General features: G+C 49.3%; 22 protein-coding genes. 1 reads left to right on the top strand and 21 read right to left on the bottom strand.

Annotation, left to right across the window (positions count from 1 at the left end):
* Nucleotides 1-3 precede the first annotated feature (3 nt).
* From atpG to OCV59_RS05050, 12 genes are all read right to left on the bottom strand, one after another.
* Nucleotides 4-810 (bottom strand): ATP synthase F1 subunit gamma, encoded by an 807-nt coding sequence (gene atpG / locus OCV59_RS05105; RefSeq protein ID WP_394802999.1) that lies wholly within the window; start codon nucleotides 808-810, stop codon nucleotides 4-6.
* 74 nt (nucleotides 811-884) lie between these two features.
* Complete coding sequence (gene atpA, locus OCV59_RS05100) at nucleotides 885-2,441, bottom strand: F0F1 ATP synthase subunit alpha (protein WP_147593414.1); 1,557 nt, start codon at nucleotides 2,439-2,441, stop codon at nucleotides 885-887.
* A 12-nt stretch (nucleotides 2,442-2,453) separates the two neighbouring features.
* Nucleotides 2,454-2,993, bottom strand: a complete 540-nt coding sequence (gene atpH / locus OCV59_RS05095; RefSeq protein WP_147593413.1) for an ATP synthase F1 subunit delta — start codon at nucleotides 2,991-2,993, stop codon at nucleotides 2,454-2,456.
* Nucleotides 2,981-3,487 carry a F0F1 ATP synthase subunit B gene (gene atpF / locus OCV59_RS05090; protein ID WP_147593412.1) on the bottom strand — a complete coding sequence of 169 codons (507 nt, stop codon included), beginning with the start codon at nucleotides 3,485-3,487 and terminating at the stop codon, nucleotides 2,981-2,983. Before atpF ends, atpH begins: the two co-directional genes overlap by 13 nt.
* Nucleotides 3,488-3,540: 53 nt before the next feature.
* A complete protein-coding gene (gene atpE / locus OCV59_RS05085; protein ID WP_147593411.1) occupies nucleotides 3,541-3,762 on the bottom strand; it encodes an ATP synthase F0 subunit C in 222 nt (73 codons plus the stop codon).
* 111 nt (nucleotides 3,763-3,873) lie between these two features.
* Nucleotides 3,874-4,542 carry a F0F1 ATP synthase subunit A gene (gene atpB, locus OCV59_RS05080; protein ID WP_147593410.1) on the bottom strand — a complete coding sequence of 223 codons (669 nt, stop codon included), beginning with the start codon at nucleotides 4,540-4,542 and terminating at the stop codon, nucleotides 3,874-3,876.
* Between the two features lie 22 nt (nucleotides 4,543-4,564).
* Nucleotides 4,565-4,870, bottom strand: a complete 306-nt coding sequence (locus tag OCV59_RS05075) for a hypothetical protein (RefSeq protein WP_147593409.1) — start codon at nucleotides 4,868-4,870, stop codon at nucleotides 4,565-4,567.
* Between the two features lie 208 nt (nucleotides 4,871-5,078).
* The gene (locus tag OCV59_RS05070; protein WP_147593408.1) at nucleotides 5,079-6,458 is read right to left on the bottom strand and encodes an MATE family efflux transporter; all 1,380 of its coding nucleotides are present in this window, start codon (nucleotides 6,456-6,458) and stop codon (nucleotides 5,079-5,081) included.
* Complete coding sequence (locus OCV59_RS05065) at nucleotides 6,455-7,579, bottom strand: MraY family glycosyltransferase (protein ID WP_262584123.1); 1,125 nt, start codon at nucleotides 7,577-7,579, stop codon at nucleotides 6,455-6,457. Before OCV59_RS05065 ends, OCV59_RS05070 begins: the two co-directional genes overlap by 4 nt.
* On the bottom strand, nucleotides 7,576-8,037 hold the full coding sequence (locus OCV59_RS05060; protein WP_147593406.1) for a deoxycytidylate deaminase: 462 nt from the start codon (nucleotides 8,035-8,037) through the stop codon (nucleotides 7,576-7,578). Before OCV59_RS05060 ends, OCV59_RS05065 begins: the two co-directional genes overlap by 4 nt.
* A 25-nt stretch (nucleotides 8,038-8,062) precedes the next feature.
* Entirely contained in the window at nucleotides 8,063-8,827 is a 765-nt protein-coding gene (gene truA / locus OCV59_RS05055) for a tRNA pseudouridine(38-40) synthase TruA (RefSeq protein ID WP_147593405.1), read from the bottom strand.
* Nucleotides 8,828-8,899: 72 nt separating this feature from the next.
* Nucleotides 8,900-9,586: a prepilin peptidase gene (locus OCV59_RS05050; protein ID WP_147593404.1), complete on the bottom strand. Its 687-nt coding sequence runs from the start codon at nucleotides 9,584-9,586 to the stop codon at nucleotides 8,900-8,902.
* A 178-nt stretch (nucleotides 9,587-9,764) separates the two neighbouring features.
* Between OCV59_RS05050 and OCV59_RS05045 the strand changes: the two genes are divergently transcribed.
* Entirely contained in the window at nucleotides 9,765-10,571 is an 807-nt protein-coding gene (locus OCV59_RS05045) for a response regulator (protein WP_262584122.1), read from the top strand.
* Nucleotides 10,572-10,719: 148 nt separating this feature from the next.
* Here the strand turns inward: OCV59_RS05045 and OCV59_RS05040 are convergent, their stop codons facing one another.
* The 9 genes from OCV59_RS05040 to OCV59_RS04995 form a co-directional block, all read right to left on the bottom strand.
* The gene (locus tag OCV59_RS05040; RefSeq protein ID WP_147593402.1) at nucleotides 10,720-11,991 is read right to left on the bottom strand and encodes an iron-containing alcohol dehydrogenase; all 1,272 of its coding nucleotides are present in this window, start codon (nucleotides 11,989-11,991) and stop codon (nucleotides 10,720-10,722) included.
* 208 nt (nucleotides 11,992-12,199) lie between these two features.
* Nucleotides 12,200-13,228, bottom strand: a complete 1,029-nt coding sequence (locus OCV59_RS11980; RefSeq protein ID WP_147593401.1) for an NlpC/P60 family protein — start codon at nucleotides 13,226-13,228, stop codon at nucleotides 12,200-12,202.
* Between the two features lie 196 nt (nucleotides 13,229-13,424).
* Entirely contained in the window at nucleotides 13,425-14,615 is a 1,191-nt protein-coding gene (locus OCV59_RS05025; protein ID WP_147593400.1) for a pyridoxal phosphate-dependent aminotransferase, read from the bottom strand.
* Nucleotides 14,616-14,652: 37 nt separating this feature from the next.
* Nucleotides 14,653-15,744, bottom strand: a complete 1,092-nt coding sequence (locus OCV59_RS05020) for an ornithine cyclodeaminase family domain (protein ID WP_147593399.1) — start codon at nucleotides 15,742-15,744, stop codon at nucleotides 14,653-14,655.
* 24 nt (nucleotides 15,745-15,768) lie between these two features.
* Nucleotides 15,769-17,046: a serine--tRNA ligase gene (serS, locus tag OCV59_RS05015; RefSeq protein WP_147593398.1), complete on the bottom strand. Its 1,278-nt coding sequence runs from the start codon at nucleotides 17,044-17,046 to the stop codon at nucleotides 15,769-15,771.
* Nucleotides 17,047-17,067: 21 nt separating this feature from the next.
* Nucleotides 17,068-18,984 (bottom strand): type I glutamate--ammonia ligase, encoded by a 1,917-nt coding sequence (locus tag OCV59_RS05010; protein WP_147593397.1) that lies wholly within the window; start codon nucleotides 18,982-18,984, stop codon nucleotides 17,068-17,070.
* A gap of 102 nt (nucleotides 18,985-19,086) precedes the next feature.
* Nucleotides 19,087-21,957 carry a UPF0182 family membrane protein gene (locus OCV59_RS05005; protein ID WP_147593396.1) on the bottom strand — a complete coding sequence of 957 codons (2,871 nt, stop codon included), beginning with the start codon at nucleotides 21,955-21,957 and terminating at the stop codon, nucleotides 19,087-19,089.
* 47 nt (nucleotides 21,958-22,004) lie between these two features.
* Nucleotides 22,005-24,824, bottom strand: a complete 2,820-nt coding sequence (locus OCV59_RS05000) for a zinc ribbon domain-containing protein (protein ID WP_147593395.1) — start codon at nucleotides 24,822-24,824, stop codon at nucleotides 22,005-22,007.
* A gap of 19 nt (nucleotides 24,825-24,843) precedes the next feature.
* Nucleotides 24,844-25,818, bottom strand: a complete 975-nt coding sequence (locus tag OCV59_RS04995; protein ID WP_147593394.1) for a hypothetical protein — start codon at nucleotides 25,816-25,818, stop codon at nucleotides 24,844-24,846.
* Nucleotides 25,819-26,028: the final 210 nt, after the last annotated feature.

Below are 26,028 nucleotides of genomic sequence, written 5' to 3'. Positions count from 1 at the left end.
CTCCTATTTCTGTGCCTCGGAACCGGCCACGATTTCTATGATCTCGTCTGTGATCGCAGACTGTCTTGCTCTGTTGTAGTAGAGAGACAGCTGATCCAGCATCTCCCTGGCATTGTCAGTAGCGTTTTCCATCGCGTTTCTCCTCGCCGCATGCTCACACGTAGCAGACTCTACCACAGCAGAATAGATCATCATCTCTACATATTTAGGCACCAGGTAGTTGAATACCGCTTCAACGGAAGGCTCGTATTCCACCTGCTTGTTCGTCGTTATTACATCTTCCGAATCTTCCTCGACTTCGAAAGGCAGCAGCACCACATTCTTCACTTCCTGCTGCATGGAGCTTATGAACGACGTATATATGAGTACGACCTCGTCGATCTCGCCTTTATCATACATTTCTATGATAGGCTTGCTCATTTCACGCGTCTCCAGGAACGATATGTTCTCAGGCGGAGCCAGATAATCTCCGCAGATCTTATATCCGCGCTTTTCGAAGTACTCCTTGCCCTTCGATCCTATCGCGTATATGACAGGCTCCTCCCAGTCGGTATCTATCTCGCGCTGCGCTTCCTTGAGGATAGCCGAATTGAATCCTCCGCAAAGGCCGCGTCCGCTCGTTACTACTATATAGCATGTCGTCTTTATCTCTCTGTTACCGGCAAGGTATTCCTGCGGTATATCCTGGCTGTTGTGAAAGATCTCGGCGATGGTCTGTGTGATGTAATGCAGATTCGCATTCGTCTTCTCAAATATCGCTTTCGCCTTTCTCAGCTTGCCGGCAGACACCAGTTTCATGGCATTCGTGATATGTTCCGTACTGGAAACGCTTTTTATACGTCTCTTTATGTCCCGCATGTTATTTGCTGACATTCCCGTACCTCCTATTTCGTCTCGCTTCCTGCCTCATCTGCCGTCTCTCCGCGACCTGTGCGTTTTATGAAACCCTTCCTGAACACTTCTATGCCCTCACGAAGCTGCTTCTCCGTATCTTCGCTGATCTCGCCGGTCTCCTTTATCGCACGCTCCACATGAGGATACTGTGTCGACATGAATTCATAGAGTTCTTTTTCGAACTGCTTTATGTCCACGATCTCTATGTCCGCAAGATACTTGTTTATCGCCGCAAAGATTATCATTATCTGCCGCTCTACAGGAACAGGCTGGTACTGAGGCTGCTTGAGGATCTCCATCAGCATTCGTCCGTGATCGAGTCTCTCCTTGGTCTCATTGTCCACATCAGATCCGAACTGTGCAAAATTTGCCAGCTCCCTGTACTGTGCAAGATCGAGCTTTACCGAACTTGCTACTTTTTTCATCGCCTTTATCTGCGCATTTCCTCCTACACGAGATACCGAGATACCTGCATTTACAGCCGGTCTCTGTCCTGTGAAAAACAGCTCCGACTCCAGGAATATCTGTCCGTCGGTGATCGATATCACGTTCGTCGGGATATATGCCGATACATCGCCGGCCTGCGTCTCTATGATAGGCAACGCCGTGATCGAGCCGCCGCCGAGTTCATCGGAAAGTCTCGCAGCTCTTTCCAGCAATCTCGAATGGAGATAGAACACGTCTCCGGGATATGCTTCTCTGCCGGGCGGTCTTCTCAGCAGCAGCGACATCGCTCTGTATGCCACGGCATGCTTTGAAAGATCGTCATAAACGATCAGCACGTCTTTTCCCTGATACATAAAGTATTCCGCGATCGCACACCCTGCATACGGGGCGATGTACTGCAGCGGCGCCACATCTGAAGCCGTCGCCGACACCACGATCGTATACTCCATCGCACCTTTGTTTTCAAGATTCTGCACTAGCTGTGCCACCGTGGACGCCTTCTGTCCGATAGCTACATATATGCAGATCACATCCTCATCTTTCTGATTGAGTATAGTATCTATCGCGATAGCTGTCTTACCGGTCTGTCTGTCTCCGATGATCAGCTCACGCTGTCCTCTGCCGATCGGTATCATGGAATCTATCGCCTTGATGCCTGTCTGCAGCGGCTGATTTACCGATTTTCTCTGCAAAACGCCGGGCGCTGCGCATTCTATCGGACGGCTCTCCTTCGTAACGATAGTGCCTTTTCCGTCTATCGGCTGTCCCAGCGCATTGACTACACGTCCCAGCATATTCTCTCCGACCGGTACTTCCACGACTCTGCCCATAGGCTTTACTATATCGCCTTCGCGGATGTCCCTGTCAGATCCCAGTATTACGGCACCTACGTTATCCTCTTCGAGATTGAGAGCCATGCCGTAGGTGTTTCCTGTAAACTCCAGGAGTTCCCCCGCCATGCAGTTTTCCAGGCCGTAAACTCGCGCTATACCGTCGCCGACCTGTATAACCGTGCCGAAATCGGAAATCTCCAGTCTGTTTTTGTAATTTTTTATCTGTTCTTTTATTACCGCACTGATTTCTTCCGGTCTCAAATTCATTTCTTTTCCTCCCTAACTCATTCTGATCTGACTGCTTAGATCGTCAAATCGCTTTCTGACGGAAGCGTCGATCAGCTTGCCTTCTACCAGCAGCTTCACGCCTCCGATCAGTTTGGGATCTATTTCATTTACAAGCTTCACATTAACTCTGAAAAGCTTCGATGCATCCTCTTCAAGCTCTCTGATATGTTCATCATTAAGCGGAGCCGCCGAAAAAACAGTACCGTACGATACTCCCTCCTGCTTATCCAGGAGTTTTCTGTAGGTCTTTATCATTTTTTCGAAATGCATCATCCTGCCTTTGTCTGCAAGAATAAAGAGGAAGTTCAGAAGCTCATCGCATATCCTTCCTCTGAAGACATTTTCGAGTACGTTTTTCTTTTCCTCAGCCGAGATCCCCGGAGTGTTGACAAATTTGTGAAGATCCGGTTCCTGTCCGAACAGCTCTATCAGCTGTCCCGCCTCTTCGTTTATGAGGTCAGTCTTGCCGGTTTCCCTGGCAGCCTCGAACAAAGCAGTGCCGTAAGTCAGATCAATGGTCAGTTCCTCCATCCTGTACTCCTTGCCTGTCTGATAACCTCTTCAACTATGGCCTCCTGTCCGGCACGCTGTATCTCGCGTTCCACGATCTTTTCAGCGGCCATTACAGCGAGAACAGCGATTTCCTGTTTCATTTCTTCCATAGCCTTTTCTTTTTCTTTTTCTATAGTCTTTTCCGCCTTTGCGATGATATCGCCGGCTTCTTTGCGGGCGTCCTCTATGATGTCGCGCGCCTGTGCATCCGCTTTGATCTTCGCAGTTCTGATGATCTCTCTGCTTTCCTCTTCGACCTTTGAGATCCTTTTGCTGTACTGCTCCATTTTCTCATCGGCTCTCCTGTTGGTAAGCTCTGCGTTGTCGAGCGCGTCTTTTATGGACTGCTTCCTGGCAGCCAGCATGTTCAAGAAAGGCTTATATAAAAACCTGGTGAGCACTCCCATCAGTATCAGGAAGTTGATCAGGTAAAATATAAATTCTTTAAGACTTATTCCCAATGCTTCAACCATATTACCGTCTCCCTTTCACTGCGTTTTTACATGCCCGAAGGCAATGAAATTCTCTATATCTTTGAGAACAGCATAAACGCAATGAGAAGGCCGTATATGCTAAGCGATTCCATAAAAGCAAACGAGAGAATCATATTCGTACGAAGCATTCCTGCCGCTTCCGGCTGACGTGCCATACCTTCCAGTCCCTTCGCTGCCGCTATCCCCTGTCCTATCCCAGGCCCTATAGTAGCCAGTCCTATAGCCAGTGCTGCTCCTATTGCAATTAAACCCATAACATATCTCCTTTCACTATAAACAATCTTATCATTTATATCATTATCGAAACGTTTTCTGTCGCTCCGTTTACGATCGACTTATAAACTTCATGCCTGCCGGCCTGCAGTTTACAAATGCTCTTCCTCCTCCGGAAGCGCCTCCTTTATATATATGCCTGTAAGCAGTGCGAACACAAGTGCCTGCACCAGCCCCATCAGTACACTCAGCATCTGCATCACCACAGGCAGCCCTATCGGTACGAGATCGAAAAACGATGACGTTACCGTTTCTTCCCCGAAAATATTACCGTAAAGTCGCAGCGTCAGCGACACCGGTTTTACCAGATCCTCCAGCAGCATCAGCGGCAGCAGGAACGCAAACGGCTGCAGCAGGTGCTTGTAGAATCTCAGGCCGTGAGATTCTCTGATGCCTATCACCTGTATCGCTACGAACACTATTATCGCCAGCGCCATAGTGCAGTTTATCGAGCTTGTCGGAGCCGCCAGCCCCTTTACATGCCCCGAACCCGGCAGCAGTCCGCTGTAGTTGCATATCAGTATATATATGAACAGCGTCGCTACAAGCGGGAAATACTTCCGACATGCTTTGCCGCCCATGATATCCGAAAAGAAATCATACAGACTCTCCACAGCCCACTCTGCAAAATTCTGAAAGCCTGACGGCACAGTCTGCAGCCTGCGGCCCGCAACTACAGCCAGCACACACAGTATGACCGTAATGACTGTACTCGTTATCATCCCGTTGGATATCCCAAAAGAATTAAGTGTCTCTATCATTATCGCCTGCCTCCCTTCCAGGTCACAGTGCTTTCTTCTGTTTGAAAACCAGCACCTTGTTCATCGCTACAAGCGCAGCTGCCGTTCCTATGAGAAAAGCCGTATCGTCAAACGGCACTATATCCCTCACGAGGAAAACCAGCAGCAGCGTCACTATATTGACAGCATAACTGATCATTGACCTCGCATAGATACCTCCCGCCTGACCTGCCCCGGCATCTGACGACGAGCTGTCCGCCATATACTTCTGCCACAGGAAGCGATTTTTGAGGTACCCTGCAAGCCCGCCTGCGATCAGACCTGCGATCGAGCCGAAAACATAAGTCAAATCTCACTCATCTCCTCTCTTATGACTACACATTATACACCGATTTGCGGCAATTGTGAAACAGTTTTTTTAAATTCATTTTTTAACAATCTCACTGTTTTCAACACTTTCGTGGTTTTGCCCAAAAATTATAATTTTTTATAATTGTAAAAAATTTGTATTTTCTTGTACTTCTTTGTTATCAATATGTTCTTTCCTTAAAACATCGTCAATCGTCGATGCCCTTTATTACGGTTTTGAGCCATTTGCGGCTGTAATACCGTTTAGTCAGGAATACGGCCTTGACTACTTCTTCGATCTTGACTGCCAGCACTGCCAGATATATAGGCATATGCAGATACAGCGACGTGATGAACGCCAGCGGCACGCCTATAAGCCACACCGTGCCGGTTTCCGTGATCATCGCGAACTTCGTGTCGCCCCCGCAGCGCAGCGTTCCCGTGACATGGATGGCATTGTAAAGTGTCAGCCACATTGTGGCTCCGTATACGATCAGTATCCTGAACGCATACGCGGCCCCCTGCTCCGAGAAGCTGAACAGACTGAGCAGCGGTTCCCCCGCTATTATCACGCCCGCTCCAAAGACTGCTCCCACTATGAGTCCCATCCTGATCATCTTGCGCGACATGTTGTATGCCAGTTCCGTCTTTCCCTCTCCGAGCTTCTGACCGACAAGTATCAGCACTGCATCTCCGATGCTGAACGCAGCCAGTGCGAACATATTGTTTATAGTATTGCAGGCCTGTACCGCAGCCCCTTCCGAGATGCCTATCCTCGCAAATGCCGCAACATACATCGAAGTTCCTATCCCCCAGAGTGTTTCATTTGCTGTAGTCGGCAGCGCATTCCTTATTATACGCGCAGCCAGCTCCCTGTTATAACTGAAAAACTCTCTGAAATGCCCTGCGATCCTGTTTTTGAGCACGAACACCTCGAACAGTATTATCAGCATTTCCAGAAGACGCGCTATAGCTGTTGCCAGCGCTGCACCTTCGACTCCCAGAGCAGGCGCACCCAGCTTTCCGAAAATGAACACCCAGTTCAGGAATGTATTGGTAGCAAATGCGATCACGCTCGCTGCGAGAGGCAGCGCAGATTGCTGGGTAGCCCTCAGTGCCACAGTAAACGGCTGCGTCACTGCCAGAAACAGGAACGTGAACGAACAGATCCTGACATATCCGACCCCCGCTTCGATAACTTCCGGGTACTTCGTGAATATCCTCAGTATATATTCAGGAAAGAAGAATCCTGCAACAAAAAAGAGCAGGCTGACGCCTGCTGCCGCAGACAGTGCAAAGCCTGTCGTTTTCCTTATGTTCTTAAAATCCATCACACCGTAAAACTGTGATATGAATGTACCCATACCTCCCGTGAATCCAAAAAGCAGCATCCAGTATATGAAAAACACCTGGACTGATACACCTACCGCATTCAGCTCAAGCTCTCCCAGACTTCCCACCATCAGATTGTCGATAAAGCTGAGGCTGGAGCCTATCAGGCTCTGCAGCGCTATAGGCAGCGCCACCTTGCCCATCATCGAAAAAAGTTCCCGATTTCTTATAGTCTCCAGATTCTCTGTTTTTATCATTTATTGTCACTGCCTTTCTCTATATGTTTGTCCTGCTTGTTTTTTTCCTCTTTTTTATCCGGTCTTTCTTTTTTTATCTTGTCTGCTTTCAGGCTGATGTTCCTGTTTCCCGTATCGGAAAGCAGCACGTATATCAGCATTATAGCGACCGCTGTAAGCCCGAGGTATTCCACTGTGAGCCCCCTGCTGTAGAGCACGGCGACTATGCCCATGATGCCGCTGATGCAGTAAAGGATCATCACCGCACGCTTCTGGCCGAATCCGGCCTTCATGATCCTGTGATGCAGATGATCCTTGTCCGCCGTACCTATCGACTGATGCTTCGCCAGCCTTCTGAATATAGCCATGACCGTGTCGAATATCGGAAGCCCCAGCACCAGCGCAGGAATTATCACGACTACTATCGTAGCACTTTTGACGGTACCCAGTATCGATACCGCCGCTATCGAAAATCCCAGCAGCTCCGAACCGCTGTCTCCCATGAATATCTTCGCGGGATTGAAATTGTACGGCAGGAATCCAAGCGCCGCGCCCGCTATAGCCATCATTGCCAGCGTAGGCACATACTGCCCGTGGATATATGCGACGTATCCTATACAGAGCGCGGATATCGCTACGATACCTGCAGCCAGTCCGTCGAGTCCGTCTATCAGATTCACAGCATTCGTGATAGCTATCAGCCACAATACCGTGATGATGAAACATGCCACGTCACCGAACGCCATATTGCCCGGACCGAAGTAATTCGTGATGAACTCGATCCTGACTCCCATGATATACACCACCGTAGCGCATACTATCTGTCCGCACAGCTTTACCAGCGGTTTCAGATCCTTCAGATCATCGATCAGACCGAGCATGTATATCAGAGTGCATCCGGTCATAACGCTCGTTATCCCTTTGTCTTTGAGTGCAAAGACTGCAAGTGCGGCCATTATCCCGAGATATATCGCGATGCCCCCGAATCTCGGCATCGGCTTTTTATGCATCCGCCTTTCATCTTTCGGGATGTCCATTGCGCCTATTTTAGGTGCGATCTTTATCGCCGCAGGTGTAACTGCCGCTGCCACGACAAAGGCGACCAGAAGCGGCCCCCATAATTCTATGCTGGTAGCTGTCACTTGATTTCTCCTAACATTACTATTTTGAGTCCGGCTTCATCCAGTATGTCAACAGACAGCTGGTCCGGATATCCTTCTTTTACTATGATCTTGCTTATTCCTGAATTTATTATCATCTTCGCGCATATCACGCACGGCTGATGCGTGATATATATCGTCGCGCCCTCGATGCTCTGACCCAGCGTGGCCGCCTGTATTATCGCGTTCTGTTCGGCATGCAGCGCTCTGCACAGCTCATGCTTCTCGCCCGACGGTATCCCCAGCTGCTGCCTCAGGCATCCGCCTTCGCGCTCACCGCAGTGCTCCAGACCTCTCGGCGCACCGTTGTACCCGGTGGCGACGATATGCCTGTCCTTTACGATCACAGCGCCTACATGCCGTCTAAGACACGTGGAACGTTTGGCTGTGAGCACTGCCATTTCCATAAAATATTCATCCCAGCTTGGTCTGTTGTCCATACGTTTCTCCTTGATCATGCAAATATCAGTAGTACACTTCTGCAAGGTACAGCCCGTAAGGCGGGGCTGTATGTCCTGCAGCTGATCTGTCTGCTGCATCGATAATAGCTTTCATCTGTTCCGGCGCGATCTTTCCCGCTCCTATATCAGTCAGCGTTCCCGTTATTATCCTTACCATATTGTAAAGGAACCCGTCGCCGCTCACGTGTATCTCTATGTTCCTGTCTCCGGTGACGCTTATATCATATATCGTCCTGACGGTGGTCTCACGCGGAGTCCCTCCCGCCGCCTCGAACGACTTGAAGTCATGCGTGCCCTTCAGATATTCCGCCGCGCGCCGCATGGCGTCCGTATCCAGCGGCTTTGCAACATGATAGACGTAATTCCTCACGAAGACATCTGCACTTTCTGCATTGAGTATCCTGTAGATATACTTCTTGCCTTTCGAGTCGAATCTGGCGTGAAAATCCGCAGGCTTTTCCTCAGCCTTTACGATCCTCACAGGTGACGCCGCGAACGATCCCTTCTCTCTGCTCGCGAGGCTGTTATTCACGACCATAGCCAGCTTTTCCACAGGGATCTTCACATCGGCTGCAAACGATGCGCGCTGAGCGTATGCATGCACCCCCGCGTCCGTCCGGCTCGTGCCGTTCAGCGTGATACTGCTGCCCAGAAGCGATGACAGCGTCTGCTCCAGATGTCCCTGCACCGTGGGCTTGTCCGGCTGTCGCTGCCAGCCGTGAAACACCGATCCATCGTATTCTATTGTAAGAAGTATATTCTTTTTCATCGTACACCTTTTCTAATTATATATTATTTCAAAGCCGCGTGCCACATTTATTAGTCATAATTCAGATGCTCGTCACATCATCAGCGGCCAGGCAGCGAAAATATAGAGACACCCGCAGCCGCATATATACGGTCCCAGCGGCCGCTCATCGTTCCTGCGGTACCGCCCCGATGCCAGACCCGCCGCAGCTGCTATCCCGCTCGCCAGGGAAGCTCCCAGGAGCACCGCCACGGTCCCCTTCAGTCCGAGCACCAGACCAAGCGACGCGAACAGCTTCACATCTCCGAAGCCCATCACTTCTCTATGGAATATCAGGCTTCCTATGCCTGCGACCGCCAGCATCGCGCCTCCGCCGACAATCGCCCCCAGCAGAGGCTGCCAGACTGAACTGTGAAAAGGTATGAAGCCGAACGCGCTCAGAGCCAGCATTATCACGAACTGATCGGGTATCACCATGTATTTCAGGTCTGCCAGGCCGATGATCAGCATCGCCCAGCACGCGAATACCCCTGCCGCGGCAAACTGTATATCACAGAAGGAAAGCCTGACGAGAAGACATGCAAAGCCTGCCGCATATATCCATCGCCACGGATAACCCTTCACTCTCTGTATGTGCGGATCCGTCAGCTCCGGTCCAGGCTTTTCCCCGTAATCGCACAGCCAGCCCGCAGGCATTTTATTGAATATATATACTGCCGCAAACCCCGCCAGGACGCCTAGCACTATGCTTGCAGCCACTTTTATGATAATCACCAGCATCTCAATATTCCTCCTTTATTGCTCTTATTCTATCAATTTCCTTTTTTAACCACAATATTATTTTGATTTTTTTGTCGTATTGTGGAGAATGCCGTCGTACATTAGATATAAAAAAAGAGTCCTTTTTGGTATAGAATCAAAACAGTGGTACAGTTGCACACCAAAGGAGGTATTGAATATGAAAAATGTTTCAACAAGGGACAGAGATACTGTGCTGATAGTCGACGACACATCAGCAAACCACGAAGTAATACAGACATTCCTGAACGATATAGGCGTAAAATGTGAAAGCGCATTCGATGGTCTCGAAGCTGTCACTATGTGCAATTCTGTCGACAAAAATTATTATTCACTGATACTGATGGATATAAACCTGCCGTGCATGAACGGTATAGAGACCGTCCGCAGGATCCGCAGTCTGGGTATCGATACCCCGGTGATCGCCGTGACGGCATCGAGCAAAAACGAAGACAGGATACGGCAGGCTGAAACGGAAAGTATATTTGACATGATACTTTTCAAACCGTTCAATTCCACGTCATTTTACACAGCGATCTCGCCATATGTCAGATCCGCACTGCTCACGGCGTCATGCTCCGGCTCCTGCGCACACCGGGACAGCAGCTTCCCGGGCCTGGATCCCGACGTATGCGACATACATACCGCTATAGAAAACATGGGCAACAGTCCCAGGCTCTTTCTGAAGCACTTCAATAATTTCAAACACAACAACGCCGACCTTTCTCTGCGTCTGCGTGAAATGATAGATACAGACCAGTACAGCGATGCCGCCGTCCTTTGTCATTCCATAAAAGGCCTCGCCGGCATGCTGGGATTCACATCTCTTTATTCGCATGTGATATCGCTGGAAGATCTGCTCAGACAGCACATAGCAGAGCGACTGTTCATCCTGTCATACGACATCCTCGCTCTGCTTTTTTGCATAAACAACGACATACAGTCGATATGCCAGCTGCAGATATGACTGCTGTCCGCAGCTTACGGCCACTCAGGCGATGCGCCATGACACTTCACACTATCTGCATGCCGGCGCATCAGGGCATAACACAGCGAAATGCACATCCGACGCTCGGCAGGCCCTGCCCTGGCGCGTCCAGGAGATCCTCATCGGATCACATGACAGATCTCACGAGATCTTCGAGCTGTTTCCTGTCGAATATCTTCGGAACGGGATACAGCGGATTCGCTTCAGCATCGGCCCATTTCGCGATAGTTTCGACATCTTCTTCCTTTATACAGTCGAATCTGTCCGGAATATCCATGCTGCGTTTCGTATTTTCTATCCATTCTATGAAAAGGCGCGCTTTTCCGTTATTCGTAGTCTTCCCTTTCATCGCGCCATATGCCGGGCAGGCGCATCCGCCTGTCCGGTCGTCATGATCTACTCCGTATTCTGCGGAAAGTCCGCAGTGATCCGCCAGCTCCGCAAGCTTCGCCTCTGCGCTGCTTCCGAATGCCTTCAGCACATGCGGCAGCAGTATCGCCATAGCCTTTCCGTGAGGAACGCCATACAGACCTCCCACGGCATGTCCTATCGCGTGCACATATCCGACGCACCCTCTCGTGAACGCCCTGCCGGCATAAAACGCCGCTCTCTGCATATTCTGGCGCTTTTCCATATCGCTGCCGTTCTCGTAAGCGCCCTCAAGATTTTCATATATGAGCTTTACGGCATCCTTTGCCATCTTCTTCTCCAGAGCCGTATTATAAGCGTTGTTGGTATAAGCTTCGACTGCATGACACAGTGCATCCATTCCGGTATATGCGGTTATATCCGGCGGCAGTCCCGCTGTCAGCCCGGCATCCAGCACACACACGTGCGGGATTATCGCCATATCGTTTATCGACTTTTTTCGATGTGTTTCATGATCCGTTATCACTGCTGCCATCGTCGCCTCTGAGCCTGTTCCCGAAGTCGTTGGTATCGCCCACATCACAGGCACTTTTCTCCTCGAACGCACCTTGAGCACGCCCTGAAGCTCCGCGATCGTCCTGTCCGGTCTCGCTATACGCGCTGCGATGGCTTTGCCGCAGTCCATCGGCGAGCCCCCGCCAAACAGTATTATCCCCTGTGCGTTTTTCTCATTATAGAGCCTGACGCCTTCCTCGACCTGCGCATCCGTCGGATCCGACGTGAGTCGATCGAACACCTCACATTCGATCCCGTTCGCCCGCAGCTTTTCCAGCATCGGCACAGGAAGCCCGCGCTTCATCATGTTCGGCCCCATGACCACGAGCAGCCTTTCCACTTCCCTGCGTTTTATATCTTCCAGCAGTCTGTCGCTGTCAGCCCTGTCTTCTATCACTTCAGGCGTATGCCACGGAAGCATGTACATCCCGACCTTCATCGCCCCCTGGTATATCCTGCAAAATAAGCTGTTCATCTCCTGCCTCCGATCCTCGTGTGATTTCTTCTATATATCATACCACCACTTCCCGCGAGACTCTATATCCGCGGGAAGATTTTCATGCAAAAAGCTGCCTTGCTGATCTTTTAGACGATCAGAAGACAGCCTGTATGTTTTCTTTTTTGTTTTTGCAGCCATGCCGGCCACGTATCTCGCGCCGTGCCGCGAGCTCCTGCTGTGCGTTTTATTCTATGATCCTTCTGACTGACACTACCGTTCCTGAGTAGCTCGTGCTCGTCACGATGATGCCTGTATCATAATCCGATGCGTGGACCATCTTGCCGCCGCCGACATAGATGCCGATATGACCCGAAAAGCAGATCAGATCTCCCGGCTGAGCGTCACTGTACGAAACAGCTTTGCCGCACTGCGCCTGATACGGCACTGTTCTCGGAAGCGATATCCCGAAATGCGCATAGACGCTCTGCACGAATCCCGAACAGTCTGCGCCGTCCGTAAGGCTTGTGCCGCCGTAAACGTACGGGTTGCCGACGAACTGAAGCGCAAAGTTCACAACGTCAGTCCCGCTGCCGCTGCCCATCACAGCCCCGCCGGAGCTGCTGCTGTCAGTATCCTTGCTCTTTGCCTTGGTGCCCTTGTACACTATCTTGTCTACCGACTCGTTTATCACTGTCGTATCCACGACCTGCGAAGAAAGTATCTTGCCGTTGACGCATGTCACCTGATTAGTAACGATCTGATCGCCGTCAGTTCCTTCGCTCTTTACCTCGCTCTCACCCTCGTAAAGCTCTGCATTGTCTTCATACGAAGTACCTGCTTCGATCTTCTCTACCGAGCCGATCTCTGCATCGATAGTCACAGAAAACAGCGGATCCTCCGTGCTGTTCTGCTCCAGTATATAGTTCACGGCTTCTTTTTCCGTGAGCACTGCCGGCGGTTCCCCGCTGCGCTTGAGGCTCTTGTCCTCGGTGCTCAGCTTCTTGTCTACAGAAACCGATACCACCTGGGCTCCTTCCGGCGTATATTCATTAAGTACTTCTTCTATTACTTTTTCTGCAGTCTTCTCATCCTTCACGAGGAAAAGTTCCTCGCCTCCGGCCTTTACTGCATACGGATCTTCTACTTTTTTCCCGCTTTTCGCATATACTGCATACGGCTTTGTGAAATCCAGGACAACCACTGATGCAATCGCCAGAATTACCACGAGTGCCGCGATAAGCAATTTTCTGTAATTCTTCAAACTTGAAATCATAGTTTCCTCTCCATTGAAATTCCTTCTGCGTCTGCTGTATCATAAAACAATACCTGTACATTATACAGCAATGGCACCCCTGGTTGAACCGATGGGGTGCCATTTTCACATAAACTTCAAGTTGCGTTCTTATTCAGAATATTTGTTTATCTGTGTGTACTGCAAACGCGCACAGTATCTGCATGCATGCGCAGACCTATCTCAGGCCGTATTCTTCAGCGAGCTTTCTGAATCCCGGCATCGAGTTCACGATGCTTTCGTGAGATACGCAGTATGCCAGACGCACATATCCCGGGCATGCAAATGCCGTTCCCGGAACCATCAGGATGTTGTACTTCTTGGCTGCCGCGCAGAATTCGTTTTCGTCCTCGACCGGCGACTTGAGGAACATGTAGAATGCCCCCTCCGGCTTGACGCAGTCGAATCCGCATTCTTTAAGTCCTTCGTAAAGCGCTGTCCTGTTTCTGTCATAGTAGTCGAGATCCACCTGGACGTCCACACATCTGCCGATGACTTTCTGCTGGAGTGACGGCGCATTTACACATCCGATTATCCTGTTCGCATTCGATGCCGTGTCGAACACCAGCTCGCTTTCCTCAAGCTCCGATGGTATAACGAGATATCCTATCCTCTCGCCCGGCAGTGACAGCGATTTGCTGTATGAATATGCAACGATCGTGTTATCGTAATACTTTGTAACGTAAGGGACCTCGGCTCCGCCGAACGCCAGCTCACGGTAAGGCTCGTCGGAGATCAGGAATATCGTCCTTCCGAGTTCTTTCTGCTTTCTGTCCATGATCTCTGCGATCTTCTTTATAGTGTCCTCGCTGTATATCACGCCTGTCGGATTGTTCGGCGTATTGATCAGAACGACTCTCGTCTTGTCCGTGATCAGCTTCTCGAAGCTCTCGAGATCAGGATAGAACGTCTCTTTGTCCGTAGGCGCCTGCACGACTTTGCCGTCGTAGTTGTTCACGTACCAGTTGTACTCGAGGAAGTAAGGTGCGAATATGATGACTTCCTCGCCCGGATTGAGGATCGTCTTGAGCGCTACGTTCAGGCCGCTCGCCGCTCCTACAGTCATCAGGATATTGCCGCTTCCGAACGATGTGCCGAATCTTCTGTTCAGTGAATCAGCGATCGCAGCTCTGACGTCTTCAAACCCCGCATTGCTCATGTATCCGTGGAGCACGCTCGGCTCTTCTTCATTGAGCACATCTATTATCGCCTGCTTTATCTCTGCAGGGACCGGTGCATCAGGATTGCCGAGACTGAAGTCGAATACGTTTTCAGCGCCGTACCTGGCTCTCATCTTGTCGCCTTCCTCAAACATCGTTCTTATAGCCGAGTTGTTAGCCATAAGAGGTTTCATCTTTTCTGCTATCATTAAATATCTTTCCTTTCAATCTTGCTTATATGTCCTGCTACAGATTCTTTGCCAGGTTGCACACGAAATCCTGCACGTTCGTCACGATGCCCTTTGCAGAAAGACTGCCGCGGTCGGACAGCTTGTTTACCGCAAACTCGGACGTGTCAACCACGTAGAAATACACGGGACGTACTGTTCCATCCTCGAGTACTCTGTAGCTCGGCGTCATGTTGCCGGTCGCGATAGTGTGCAGCACTGTCGCCATACCGATAACGGTCGTCGATCTTCTGACGTGGCTCCTGATCGCATCCTGCCCTACGTATGTATGCTCATACACTTCAGGCAGAGGGCCGTCGTCTCTTATCGAACCGTTCAGCACAAAAGGCACGTTGTTTTTCACACAGCTGTATATTATACCGTCGGTTATGTGCTCTTCTTCTATGAATTTAGGTATCGATCCGTAAAGGTTCACTTTGTTTATCGTGTCGATATGATTGTAGTGACCGTTGAAATGCGGCTTCTGCGTCCTGACGTTCTGACCGAGCGCAGTTCCGAGATATCCTGCTTCCAGGTCGTGTGTGGCAAGTGCATTGCCTGCCAGCAGCGAGTGTACATACCCGCCCTCTACGAGTTTCGCAAACGCATTCCTCGCCTCCGCATCGAAAGCGCATGCCGGCCCCAGCACCCATGTGATATGTCCATGGTCGCGCTCGTATCTGAGCAGTTCATAAAGGCTGCTGTAGTCGTATGAGAAAGCAGTTTCACGGCTTCGTCCCTGCCTGAATGAAAAGGTCGTCTGTTCGTCCGTATCCTGATCGGGAAACCTGAAGCTGTTCTCATTTACATAAATACCATCCTCACATTTCTCCGTCCTGCCTAGGACAACGAGATCGCCTTTCTTTATATTCCTGAACTCGCGGATATGGATATCCCCGTCCTCGTAGACCGCAACGCAGTCCATGCGCGAATCCTTCGGAAGTATCCATCTGCCGTCGAGCTTGAAATATTCAGGATATATGGACGTCGCATGGAAGCCCTCAGGCGCAGTCATGTCCTTGGGAGCTTCGGCGAGCCTTGCTTCCGGAGCTTTCCTGAAAAGCTTCTGCGAAAAATCCGGTTCGATATATTCACCTAGTTTAAATGTCATATTGTGTATCCGTTCCTGTCTGTCTTATTTTTTCTCGATCTTGTCAACGCCCATGTAAGGTCTCAGTGCTTCAGGGATCACTACTGATCCGTCTGCCTGCTGGTAGTTTTCCAGTATAGCTGCTACTGTTCTGCCTACTGCGAGTCCTGAGCCGTTGAGAGTGTGAACGAATTCAGGCTTGCCTTTTTCTGCAGGTCTGAATCTGATGTTTCCTCTTCTTGCCTGGAAATTCTCAAAGTTGCTGCACGATGATATCTCAACGTATCTGCCGTAGCTAGGCATCCATACTTCGATGTCGTATGTCATCGCTGATGAGAATCCCAGGTCTCCTGTCGACAGTCTAACGACTCTGTAAGGGATCTCTAGCTTCTGGAGAACTGTCTCTGCAGCCTTTGTCAGAGATTCGAGCTCATCGTATGAAGTCTCAGGCTTTACGAATTTTACCAGCTCCACCTTGTTGAACTGATGCTGTCTGATGAGGCCTCTGGTGTCTCTTCCTGCCGATCCAGCCTCTTTTCTGAAGCATGGTGTGTATGCAGTGTAGTAAATAGGCAGTTCTGCCTCGTCTATTATCTCGTTGTCTCTCAGATTCGTTACAGGAACTTCTGCTGTAGGGATCAGGAAGAAATCCTTTGCCGGCACGTGGAACATGTCGTCTTCGAATTTAGGAAGCTGTCCCGTTCCTGTCATAGCATCTCTGTTTACCATGAAAGGCGGCAGTATTTCTGTGAATCCGTGTTCTTCAGTGTGAAGGTTGAGCATGAAGTTGATAACCGATCTTTCCAGTCTCGCACCGAGTCCCTTGTAGACCGTGAATCTCGTACCTGCGATCTTTGCAGCTCTTTCAAAGTCCAGGATATCAAGATCTGTACCGATGTCCCAGTGTGCTTTTTCTTCAAAATCGAACTCCTTCGGCTCTCCCCATTTTCTCAGCTCGACATTTGCGCTGTCGTCTGCTCCCACCTGAACGTCTTTGTACGGTGTGTTAGGGATGTTGAGCAGTGCGTCGCGCAGATCCGCCTCAACCTGCCCCACTTCTGCATCGAGGACTTTTATCTCATCCGAAAGATTCTTCATCTCTGCCATGAGTTCAGTCGTGTCTTTTCCTTCTTTTTTCATCACAGGGATCTGTTTCGAAGAAACGCTCTGCCTGTTCTTCATCTGCTCTACTTCAGCAAGCAGTTCTCTTCTTTTTTTGTCAAGCGTTATAACATTATCTATTCCGAAGTCTCCCTGTCCTCTCGACTCAACAGCTTTCTTTACGTTATCAAAATCCTCTCTTATTCTCTTGATATCCAGCATATTCTTCTCCTTTTTCAAAAATTAAAATAAATTCTTTTTATATGTAATGTAAAGGTCTGTCAGCTCGATGACCTTCTGCTGCATCTCTATCTGCATAGCGGATGCCTGATCGTATTCTCCTCTGTCGAGAGCTCGCTTGATCCTCGTCAGCAGACAGAACTCGTCGAGCGTATCTCTTCCCAGCTCGTTTCTGAGACGCTGTATCTTGCCCCAGTAATATCTGTCATAATCCACGCAGTCGAGGTCGTCATGCGCCTTGCAGCATTCTCTCACGAAGTCCATCGTGTCAGGTATTATCCTGTCATGGAGCTCTGTCGCCCACTGAGCTCTGATCGCTTCCTTGTATGATGCGAGAGCGATATCGCTCATAACGTCGTCTCTCCTGAATATATCGAGCTTTTCAGGATAATCTTCGAACGCCTGTATATTTTCCCATACGGTTCTCGGCGCTCTGCCGAAATATCTGCTTCTCTCTTCTTCTGTATATTCATCGAACACGTTCTTTTCGCTTCTGTAGATCCTGTCTGTATCCAGGTAGAAGTCATCTTCTCCGTAATCCTTTGAGATCGACTTTTCAAGATCTGCAGGCGTTTTACCGTTCTCCAGGGCTTCCTTTATACCGTCGAGCATCGCCATGTACGACGCTGCCAGTACGAGGTATGTATTGCTCTTAGGGTTCGGCGCTCTGAGCTCGAATCTCGTTGCCATCTGGTTGCCCACTTCTCTTACGAGTCCGACGAGTACCGTTCTGTTTCTGGAAGGGAGCTTCGCGCTGTGTCCGAGCGATGTTACCGTGCAGACCGGTGCTTCATATCCGGGCTTGAGTCTGTTCAGCGAATCGTTTGTAGCACTTACGAACGGATTTATCACATCATAGTTTTTGAGTATTCCCATAAGTGCTCCGAATCCTACCGGGCTCATGAATTCATTTTCCGGGTCTGAAGGTGCAAACAGGTTTATCATCCTGCCGTCCTTGAGCTTTGCAGCTACACCCATATGAGTGTGCTCGCCGTTTCCTGCAACACCCTCCACAGGTTTCGCCATAAACGTCACGTCGAGTCCGTATGTCCTGAATATATCTCTTACGACGTATTTTATCTGATTCTCATTATCTGCCGCCTGGACAGCCGTCGAGTATTTCCAGTCGATCTCGAGCTGCTCCATTACATGGTCATAGCTTCCTGAATTGCTGAGATTTGCTTTTACGCCACCAACTTCCTTGTGGCCCATTTCCATGTCGAATCCATACTTCTGCAGTACCAGCATCACTTCTTCCAGCGCCGTTCTGACAGTTCCTGTAGTTCTCTTCCAGTACTGTTCTTTTAACATCTGTGCCGTGGAAAGCTGCTCTCTGTCCGCATCGTCATCCGGAGTCTTTACCCAGAATTCGAGCTCTGTCGCAGCAGTTATCACAAGCTGGTCTATGTCATCCACGCTGTCCGCATCGAGATATTCGAAAACATACGGATTAGCTCTCAGCAGCTGCATCAGATCTTTCTTGAAGTTGTGTATCGCATCTCTGAGGATGACTCTGGATCCCACTCTTGCTGAATCGTTATGCACCAGTGACGAAGGGATCCTCAGCGTGCCGACAGGCAGCCCTGTCTTCTGATCGGGATAGTTGAAATTGTGGTCTACGAACCAGTTCACCTTTGCGTCAGGTATGATATCTACCTTCGCGTTGTTCAGCTCAGCTATCTTCGGAAGCACTACACTGGATCCGTCTGTCTGAACACCATGTTTCATGAATTTTTCTATATTTCCGAGGAATTCCTCCACCGGGATCTTCTCGTCAGTGTCATGTCCTCCTATATCAATTCCGACAAGTGATACGAATTTCACTTCGGGATGCTCTTTCAGTATGCCGCTTACCTCTTCCGGACTGTGCCTGTCCGCAGGTATGACATAGAGCATCTTATCCAAATCATACTTTAACATATAGCTGTCTCCTCCCTAGTTTAGTTTATTTTACAGTCAGAATACGACAGAACATTCCCGTCAAACCTACTCGGAGCAAAGGGAATGTCCTGAACAATAATCCTATTTACTTAACATATTTAAATACTTATCCAGTTCATTAAGATATTCGCCGTACTTCGCCCAGTCGCCGTTCTTCTGCGCATTCTGTGCATTGTCGAATGCATCCTGAGCCCTCTTTATTATTTCAGTTTGACTAAGTTCGTCACCATTTCCACCTGATGTAGTATCTGTATTGCCGCTGTCCTCGCGCTCGTATGCGCTGCCCTCTCCGAACATGGAATTGAGAGCCTCCGCAAGCGTCGCTTCATATGCGATATTGTCACCGTATACAACGATGACTCTCTTTACTTCCGGTATGCTCGAATTCGTCGCTTCCAGATATACAGGCTCTATATAGAGCAGCGAATCTTCGATCGGAACCACGAACATGTTTCCTCTGCTGTATTTCGAACCGGACGAATTCCACAGTGAGAATTCCTTCGAGATCTCAGTGTTCTGGTCTATCTGAGCTTCTATCTGCATCGGGCCGTATACCGTCTGGCTCTTAGGCATCTGGTAAAGTATCAGTTCGCCGTAGTTTCCGCCATCATTTCTCGCTACGAACAGTCCCATCAGATTCTTTTTGTCTTTCGGTGTTAACGGTATGGAATTCACGAATTCCGCACTGTCTTCACCAGGAAGCTTCATGATGTAGTAGTTCGGAGACATCGTCTGCTCCTCTGTGCCGTATATCTCGCTGGATATCTGCCACAGGTCCTCATTCTGATAGAAGACTTTCACGTCGTTCATGTGATATCTCTGATATACCTGCGCCTGTATGTTGAGCAGCGTGCTCGGATATCTTATGTGCGCCTTTATACCTTCCGGCATATCCTTTATGTCTTTGAAAAGATCAGGATATATCTTCTTGAAGTTCTGCGCTATCGGATCCGTATCATCCACGATGTAGTAGTCTGTCGTGCCGTTGTATGCATCGATCACCACTTTTACAGAGTTCCTTATATAGTTCGTATCGGAAGTATCGCTGAAAGGTTCCGAATAAGGATATCTGTTCGTGTATGTGTATGCATCTATGATCCAGTACAGCTTGCCGTCGACAGTTACCATGTAAGGCGACTTGTCATATTCCAGATACGGCATTATCTGCTTCACTCTCTCTTTGATGTTCCTGTTGATCAGGATCTTAGAGGAGCTCTTCACATTCCCTGATACGAGAAGCTTGAGGCTTCTTTCCTTTACCGCGAACATGAATCTGTTGAGCGGGTTCAGCTTGATGCCTGCATCTCCTTCGTAAGTCGTGTATTTGTTCTCGTTGCCGTCAGGGTAGTCGAACTCTTCCTCCGACGTATTTGTCAGAACATAGTTGTTTGTCAGCTCGCCGTAGTAGATCTCCGGTCTGGTGATCTTGATCTCGTCGACGTCAGATACCGGTGGAATGCCGCCTATCAGCATATCCGGCTGTCCGCTGGCTGTTATCTTGTCTACACGCGAAAGAGTTATGCCGTAGCCGTGAGTATATTTCAGATGCTTGTTCAGCCATGTGTCATTTATCGAGTTCTCATCGATCTCCCTGGCCGACAGGAACGTCTGCGTATATTCGCCGTTTATATTATATCTGTCGACATTGACATCGTTGAACGAATAATACTGCTTGATGCTCTGTGTCTGATTGTAGAACGTCTTCGCAGGTTCATAATCATTTATTCGTATGTTCGATATCGTCTCATCGTTGTTGCTTATATCTTCTCCGGTCAGATCATTGCTCGCTGCGAACTCCTTTTTATTTACATCGTTTAGTCCGTATGCAGTCTGAGTATATTCTATGTTTCTTTCCAGATACCTGCTTTCTTTGTTGATCTCGTCCGGAGTGACCACCAGATTCTGCACTACAAGGGCTGCGCCTGTTCCTGCCACTCCAATGATTATCATTATGATCGGCGCCACAACTGCAGGCTTTATATGTCTCCTGCTTATTCCGACCGCGAATCCCACTGCCGCAAATACTGCAAGCACCATTATTATCCTGTACATCCACAGCGTGATGTTCACATCAGTGAATCCCGCACCATGTACCGCTCCAGTGCTGCCGAACAGCAGGTCGTACTGCTTGAGGAAAAAGTTCACTCCGACCATCAGGAAAAACAGCACTCCGACTATTATCAGCTGTTTCTCCGCTATCGACACCAGCATTTTCAGGTTCTGATTATCGAACGACTTGCGCGGTCTCGACGGTCTCTTGAAGCCGCCTCCGGCCTTTCCTGTAAACGCTTCCGTGAATTTGCCGAACATGCCGTTCAGGTTGTCGAATCCGTTTCCGGCACCGCCCTGTGCCTGAGACTGTTCCTCTTCTTCATCGACAGTCTGCGCCTTTTCTTCAAAGATCTTAGGCGTTCTCACCGTCAGCAGTATCGAATAGTAGATCACTGTCAGCACTGCAAATGCGATCAGCAGTACCAGCACGATCTGGTTCACTTCTTCTATGAAATCAAGCTTGAATGCATAGAAAGAAATATCCATATCGAAAAGGGGGTCTTTTTTACCGAACGACGTACTGTTTATGAACTGCAGAAAATCAAACCACAGTTTTGTAACAGTAAAGAACGTCGTTATCGCACCATAGGCTGCCGCAAGTCCCCACGATATGAGATTCAGCCTGCCGTGGTTCACAGGCTCATCCGAAGATACTTTTATGAAATACCCCCGTTTGAGGAATTTCAGATAAATGTATGCAAGGAATGTGACTACGACAAAGGTCGGCACCCCTATTTTGATCTGGGTAAAAAGTTTCGTAAAAAACACCGATACATAGCCCAGTTCTCTGAACCACATGAAATCTGTGATGAACCCTATAAGGCTCAGAAACAATCCTAATATTATGACGATCGCGATTATCACACGCAGGCCCGTCCGTTTCTTTTTCTCCTTTGTCACAGTACGCTGTACCTCCCTCTAAAGTTTCACAAACCTCCCGGCCTGTGTTAAACGATGGTGATATCTGTTCCGCTGTCCGGATCCGTTACAGTTATCTGCATCGTTCCGGCGCTGTATACAGTTCCGTCTGCCTGGCTGCCGTCTGCTGCATCCCCGGTTATGAGGCGGATGACCTTGTTGAGCTGATTGTCTATAAATGTCGCTGCGCCACTCTGCGGTGCGATGAACCTTATAGCCATGCCTATGACTTCTACTGCAAGTATAACGATCAGTATAACGAGGATTATCTTCAGCACCAGTCTGCCCTTTGCGCCTTTTTTCTCGTATTCTTCAACTTCATCTGAAGTTTCGTTGTCAAATTCAGCGTCTCTCTTTGCCAGTATTTTTTCTTCTTTTGCTCTTTCGCGCTCGAGTCTCTTCTGCTCTTTTGCTCTGCGCTTGAGTTCCTTCTTGGAAAGCTGCGACTCGTCTTCTTCATCATAGAATCCGTCGCCGTAGAATTCATTCATGCCTGCTGCGCTGCTCTGCTGCTCCTGCTGCTGCCTTATGTAATTTGCCGCCTCTTCATTTCCATAATTGTCAAAATCGTTGGCTGCCGGCATCTGGCTGAAGCTGTCATTGTGCGGCATCACAACTGTGTCATTCAGCGCTGCGCCCTGTTCTGTTCTGAACTGGTCGCCGAGGCTTCCTGCCTGGATAGTGTCGCTCATCCTGAATTCTTCAACGACTGCCTGCTGCGCTTCCGGCTGTCCTTCCTGAGGCTGCTCGAACTGTGACAGATCATCTATGCTGATGTTTTCGAACTGCGTGAGCAGATCGTCTGCACTGTCCGCTGCCGGCGCACTTTCCATATCAGTCCTGAAATCTATAGGCTGAGCCTCCTGCTGTGCTGCCATATCAGCTGCACCTGCTCCGAATGCTGCCATTCCTGCTGCCGGCGCTGCATTGTCGAAAATCGATCCCTCCGGTGCTGTCGGCTGTGCCGCTGCCTCATCGAGGCTGTTGAAAAACTCTTCATCGCTTGCCGGAGCAGCTGTCGTTCTCTTGTTTGCTATTATGGTGTCCTCGTTAAGGCCCGCCATGATAGCTGCTTTATCTACTGTTCTCGTATGGAAGAACTCGCTTTCCGAAAAGAGAGTGTCTCTTCCTGTAACATTGTCTTCTGTTCTTTCTTTTTCTGCAAATATATCTGTCTGGACGAAATCTGCCGCCGGCTGTTCTGCCGGGATATCCACTGCAGGAATTTCTGCTGCAGGCGCCTCTGCGAAAGTCACCTCAGGTGTATTTACAGCTTCTGCTTCTATAGGTGCGTTCTGACCGTCAGCTTCTTCAAGCTCTGCAAAGAATGAGCTTCTTGCCTTCGTCATCTCGTCGATCTGGTTCTTAGTAGCCTGATGAGCTTCTGTCACTTCGCGGCTCACAGCATCTTCTCTGATCTGATCTATGCCTTCTCTCATCGCAGCGACTGTAGCTCTTATCTTAGCCGCTTCCTCATCACGCATTCTCGTAGTCTGCTCGATGACACGACGAACTTCTTCCTCTGCTACCGCCTGGTTAGCCTCTTCTTCAAGTTTCTTTCTCTGTGCTTCAAGACGTTTCTGTGCCTCTATCGCCTCAAGCTGTCTCTTTTCCTGCTGAGCCTTGAATCTTGCTTCAGCTTCAGCCGCCATTCTGGCTTCCTGCTGAGCTCTGATCTTTGCAGCTTCCTGTGCAGCCCTGAGATCCGCTTCAGCCTTGAGTCTGGCCTCTTCTGCAGCCTTTACTTTAGCTTCAGCCTCAGCTTTTCTCCTTGCTTCCTCCTCAGCTGCAAGTCTTGCAGCCTCCTCTTCACGGAGTCTTGCTTCCTCTGCCGCCTTCACGCGTGCTTCTTCTGCACGGCGGGCTTCCTCTTCAGCATTGCGCCTTGCGATCTCGGCCAGCCTTGCAGCTTCTTCTTCCGCTTTTCTTCTGGCTTCCTCGGCAGCTGCGATTTTAGCTTCCTCGGCGCGGCGTGCTTCTTCTGCCGCTCTCTGTCTTTCTGCTTCTTCTGCTGCGAGTCTTGCCTCTTCCTCCGCCTTTCTCTTTGCTTCGGCTTCAGCCTCTTTTTTCGCAGCTTCTATAGCGGCAAGTCTTGCTTCTTCCTCAAGTCTCTTCGCTTCTTTTTCTGCCTCCTGGGCTTCGATCCTCTGCAGCACGTCAGATTCGAATGCCTTAGGCTGATAAGGTTTCACTATCCCTTCCTTCTCAAGGAAAGCGTCCATCGACGGATCTTCAGGTTTTGCTTCGAATCTCCTGTCTGCGAGCTTCTCCGCCTCTGACAGTTCCTGCCTGATAGGGTTCCCTGATTTGACCTTTTCATACTCTCTGTTGAGGAGCTGCTGGAATTCTTCGTTCTTCCTGTTGAAAGTATAGAATTTATCTATTCTGTCTGCTGCGCTCAGCGGCTTCTGTTCTTCTTCTGCTTTACCGATCCCGGATGCTGCATCTGTCTTGCCCGCTGATGCATAATTCTGCACAGTTCTTATCTGTTCCGCCGTTTTTCTTTCTATCGCTGCATCGTTCTGCTGCACGGCCGGCTGTCCCGTTACTGTATCAGGTATATCCTGAGGCTTTGCATTCCAGTCAAAATCCACATCTTCGGTCTTTTCGTATTTTCTTCTTCCCGGATAGTCATCCACGTTCCACTGAAACTCTTCAAACATCGGCTTTTTAGAAGCGCTGCCGATGTTTTCTTCGTTCTTGTCAGCTCCTGTCTGCACAGCTTTATGTCTCTGTGCAGCAGCCGGGGCATTATCCGGCACGGACGTTTCCGGTTCTACAAGCTGTCCGCAGTGACTGCAAAACTTTGAGCTGTCTGCGATCTCGTTTCCGCAATTCTTACAATACATATATTCCTCCTTCTGGATATCATTCCTTGATCAGTTTTTCCAGCTCTGACGCCGTGTATTTACGACCGCTTCTCCCCACGTCGTATCCCATCCGGGCTGCCGGCATCTGTTCCTGCTCGCTGTCTATATCCATTTCATCTATGAGATCCAGACTGATCTCATAGCTTTCTTTTTCATCGTGCTGTTCTTCGCGATCATCATGATCTCCATCTGCGGTTTCCTGCATTTCTTCTCCTTCGGCGCCTGCTGCTTCCGGAGGTTCTGCCGCATCTTCATCTGCCGGCGTTCCCGGCATCTTTCTCATCTCCGGCACATCCAGCTCTTTCAGCATTTTATGCATTTCCGTGAGAGCTGACTTTTTCCTGCATACCTCTGTTTCCGTTTTTTCTGTAAGATCACCTTCATCACTGCATGTATCCTCACCAGTGCCTGAATCTTCATATCTGTCATGTCCCTCTGACGGCTGCTGTCCATCTGCTGTCTCAGAAACATCTGTATCGCCCGCCGGCATCCCTGCCATGCCGTCACCATTATCCATTTCATGCACAACAGGTTCTGTGGTTACGTAGAACTCTTCATCGCGATCCGGCGTTTTCTGCCATTCTTCTTCAGAAGCCGATACCGGATGTATTCTAAAAGGTTCTTCCTGCACTGATCCGCTGCTGCTCCGGACAGTCTCGCCGTTCGCTCTGACCCATTCGAAAGGATCCTGTACGCGGCTCCTTGCCCTTCTGCCGGATGACCTGCCTGCGGCACTTTGCGCGACAAGCGATTCCATATACGAAATATCCGCTTCCTTTTCCGCAAAACCCTGCCGGTCCTGCGCCTCCTGCCCCGGAGACATTTCCTGCGTCAACCTTTCCAGATTTTCCTCTATGGCCCTGATACTGTCCGTTCGCATCTCTGCTTCTCGTTTCCAGATCATAAAAGCCACAACACATACTGCAACAAAAAAAACCAAGGCCACAACAACTACAACTATGATTGTCGTCATGTAATATTCTCCTATTTAGTATGTCTTATATCAAAATATCGTAAAATGTGTTCAAACTCTACAGTTACACAATAATTACAGTCGCTTGTATTATACTATAGACAGGGAATAATTTCAAACACATATGCAAAAAAGTGCATAAAGTGTATACAAAAATGCGTATTGTCGGATTTGTCGAAAAAAGGCACGAAAAAAGTATCCCTGCACTTC

The sequence above is a fragment of the Brotomerdimonas butyrica genome, assembly GCF_025567305.1.
GTDB lineage: Bacteria > Bacillota > Clostridia > Peptostreptococcales > Anaerovoracaceae > Lentihominibacter > Lentihominibacter butyricus.
The sequence above is the reverse complement of the archived record's forward strand: the minus strand, read 5'-3'. Positions and strand labels throughout refer to the sequence as shown.

Excerpts from the sequence above, each read along its gene's own strand:
- truA (WP_147593405.1), bottom strand. The coding sequence starts at position 8,827 with ATGAAAAAGAATATACTTCTTACAATAGAATACGATGGATCGGTGTTT.
- OCV59_RS04995 (WP_147593394.1), bottom strand. The coding sequence starts at position 25,818 with ATGACGACAATCATAGTTGTAGTTGTTGTGGCCTTGGTTTTTTTTGTT.
- atpF (WP_147593412.1), bottom strand. The coding sequence starts at position 3,487 with ATGGTTGAAGCATTGGGAATAAGTCTTAAAGAATTTATATTTTACCTG.
- atpA (WP_147593414.1), bottom strand. The coding sequence starts at position 2,441 with ATGAATTTGAGACCGGAAGAAATCAGTGCGGTAATAAAAGAACAGATA.
- OCV59_RS05020 (WP_147593399.1), bottom strand. The coding sequence starts at position 15,744 with ATGACATTTAAACTAGGTGAATATATCGAACCGGATTTTTCGCAGAAG.
- OCV59_RS05040 (WP_147593402.1), bottom strand. The coding sequence starts at position 11,991 with ATGAACAGCTTATTTTGCAGGATATACCAGGGGGCGATGAAGGTCGGG.
- atpE (WP_147593411.1), bottom strand. The coding sequence starts at position 3,762 with ATGGGTTTAATTGCAATAGGAGCAGCACTGGCTATAGGACTGGCTACT.
- OCV59_RS05000 (WP_147593395.1), bottom strand. The coding sequence starts at position 24,824 with ATGTATTGTAAGAATTGCGGAAACGAGATCGCAGACAGCTCAAAGTTT.
- serS (WP_147593398.1), bottom strand. The coding sequence starts at position 17,046 with ATGCTGGATATCAAGAGAATAAGAGAGGATTTTGATAACGTAAAGAAA.
- OCV59_RS11980 (WP_147593401.1), bottom strand. The coding sequence starts at position 13,228 with ATGATTTCAAGTTTGAAGAATTACAGAAAATTGCTTATCGCGGCACTC.
- atpH (WP_147593413.1), bottom strand. The coding sequence starts at position 2,993 with ATGGAGGAACTGACCATTGATCTGACTTACGGCACTGCTTTGTTCGAG.
- OCV59_RS05010 (WP_147593397.1), bottom strand. The coding sequence starts at position 18,984 with ATGTTAAAGTATGATTTGGATAAGATGCTCTATGTCATACCTGCGGAC.
- OCV59_RS05070 (WP_147593408.1), bottom strand. The coding sequence starts at position 6,458 with ATGATAAAAACAGAGAATCTGGAGACTATAAGAAATCGGGAACTTTTT.
- OCV59_RS05060 (WP_147593406.1), bottom strand. The coding sequence starts at position 8,037 with ATGGACAACAGACCAAGCTGGGATGAATATTTTATGGAAATGGCAGTG.
- OCV59_RS05045 (WP_262584122.1), top strand. The coding sequence starts at position 9,765 with ATGAAAAATGTTTCAACAAGGGACAGAGATACTGTGCTGATAGTCGAC.
- OCV59_RS05050 (WP_147593404.1), bottom strand. The coding sequence starts at position 9,586 with ATGCTGGTGATTATCATAAAAGTGGCTGCAAGCATAGTGCTAGGCGTC.
- OCV59_RS05025 (WP_147593400.1), bottom strand. The coding sequence starts at position 14,615 with ATGATAGCAGAAAAGATGAAACCTCTTATGGCTAACAACTCGGCTATA.
- atpB (WP_147593410.1), bottom strand. The coding sequence starts at position 4,542 with ATGATAGAGACACTTAATTCTTTTGGGATATCCAACGGGATGATAACG.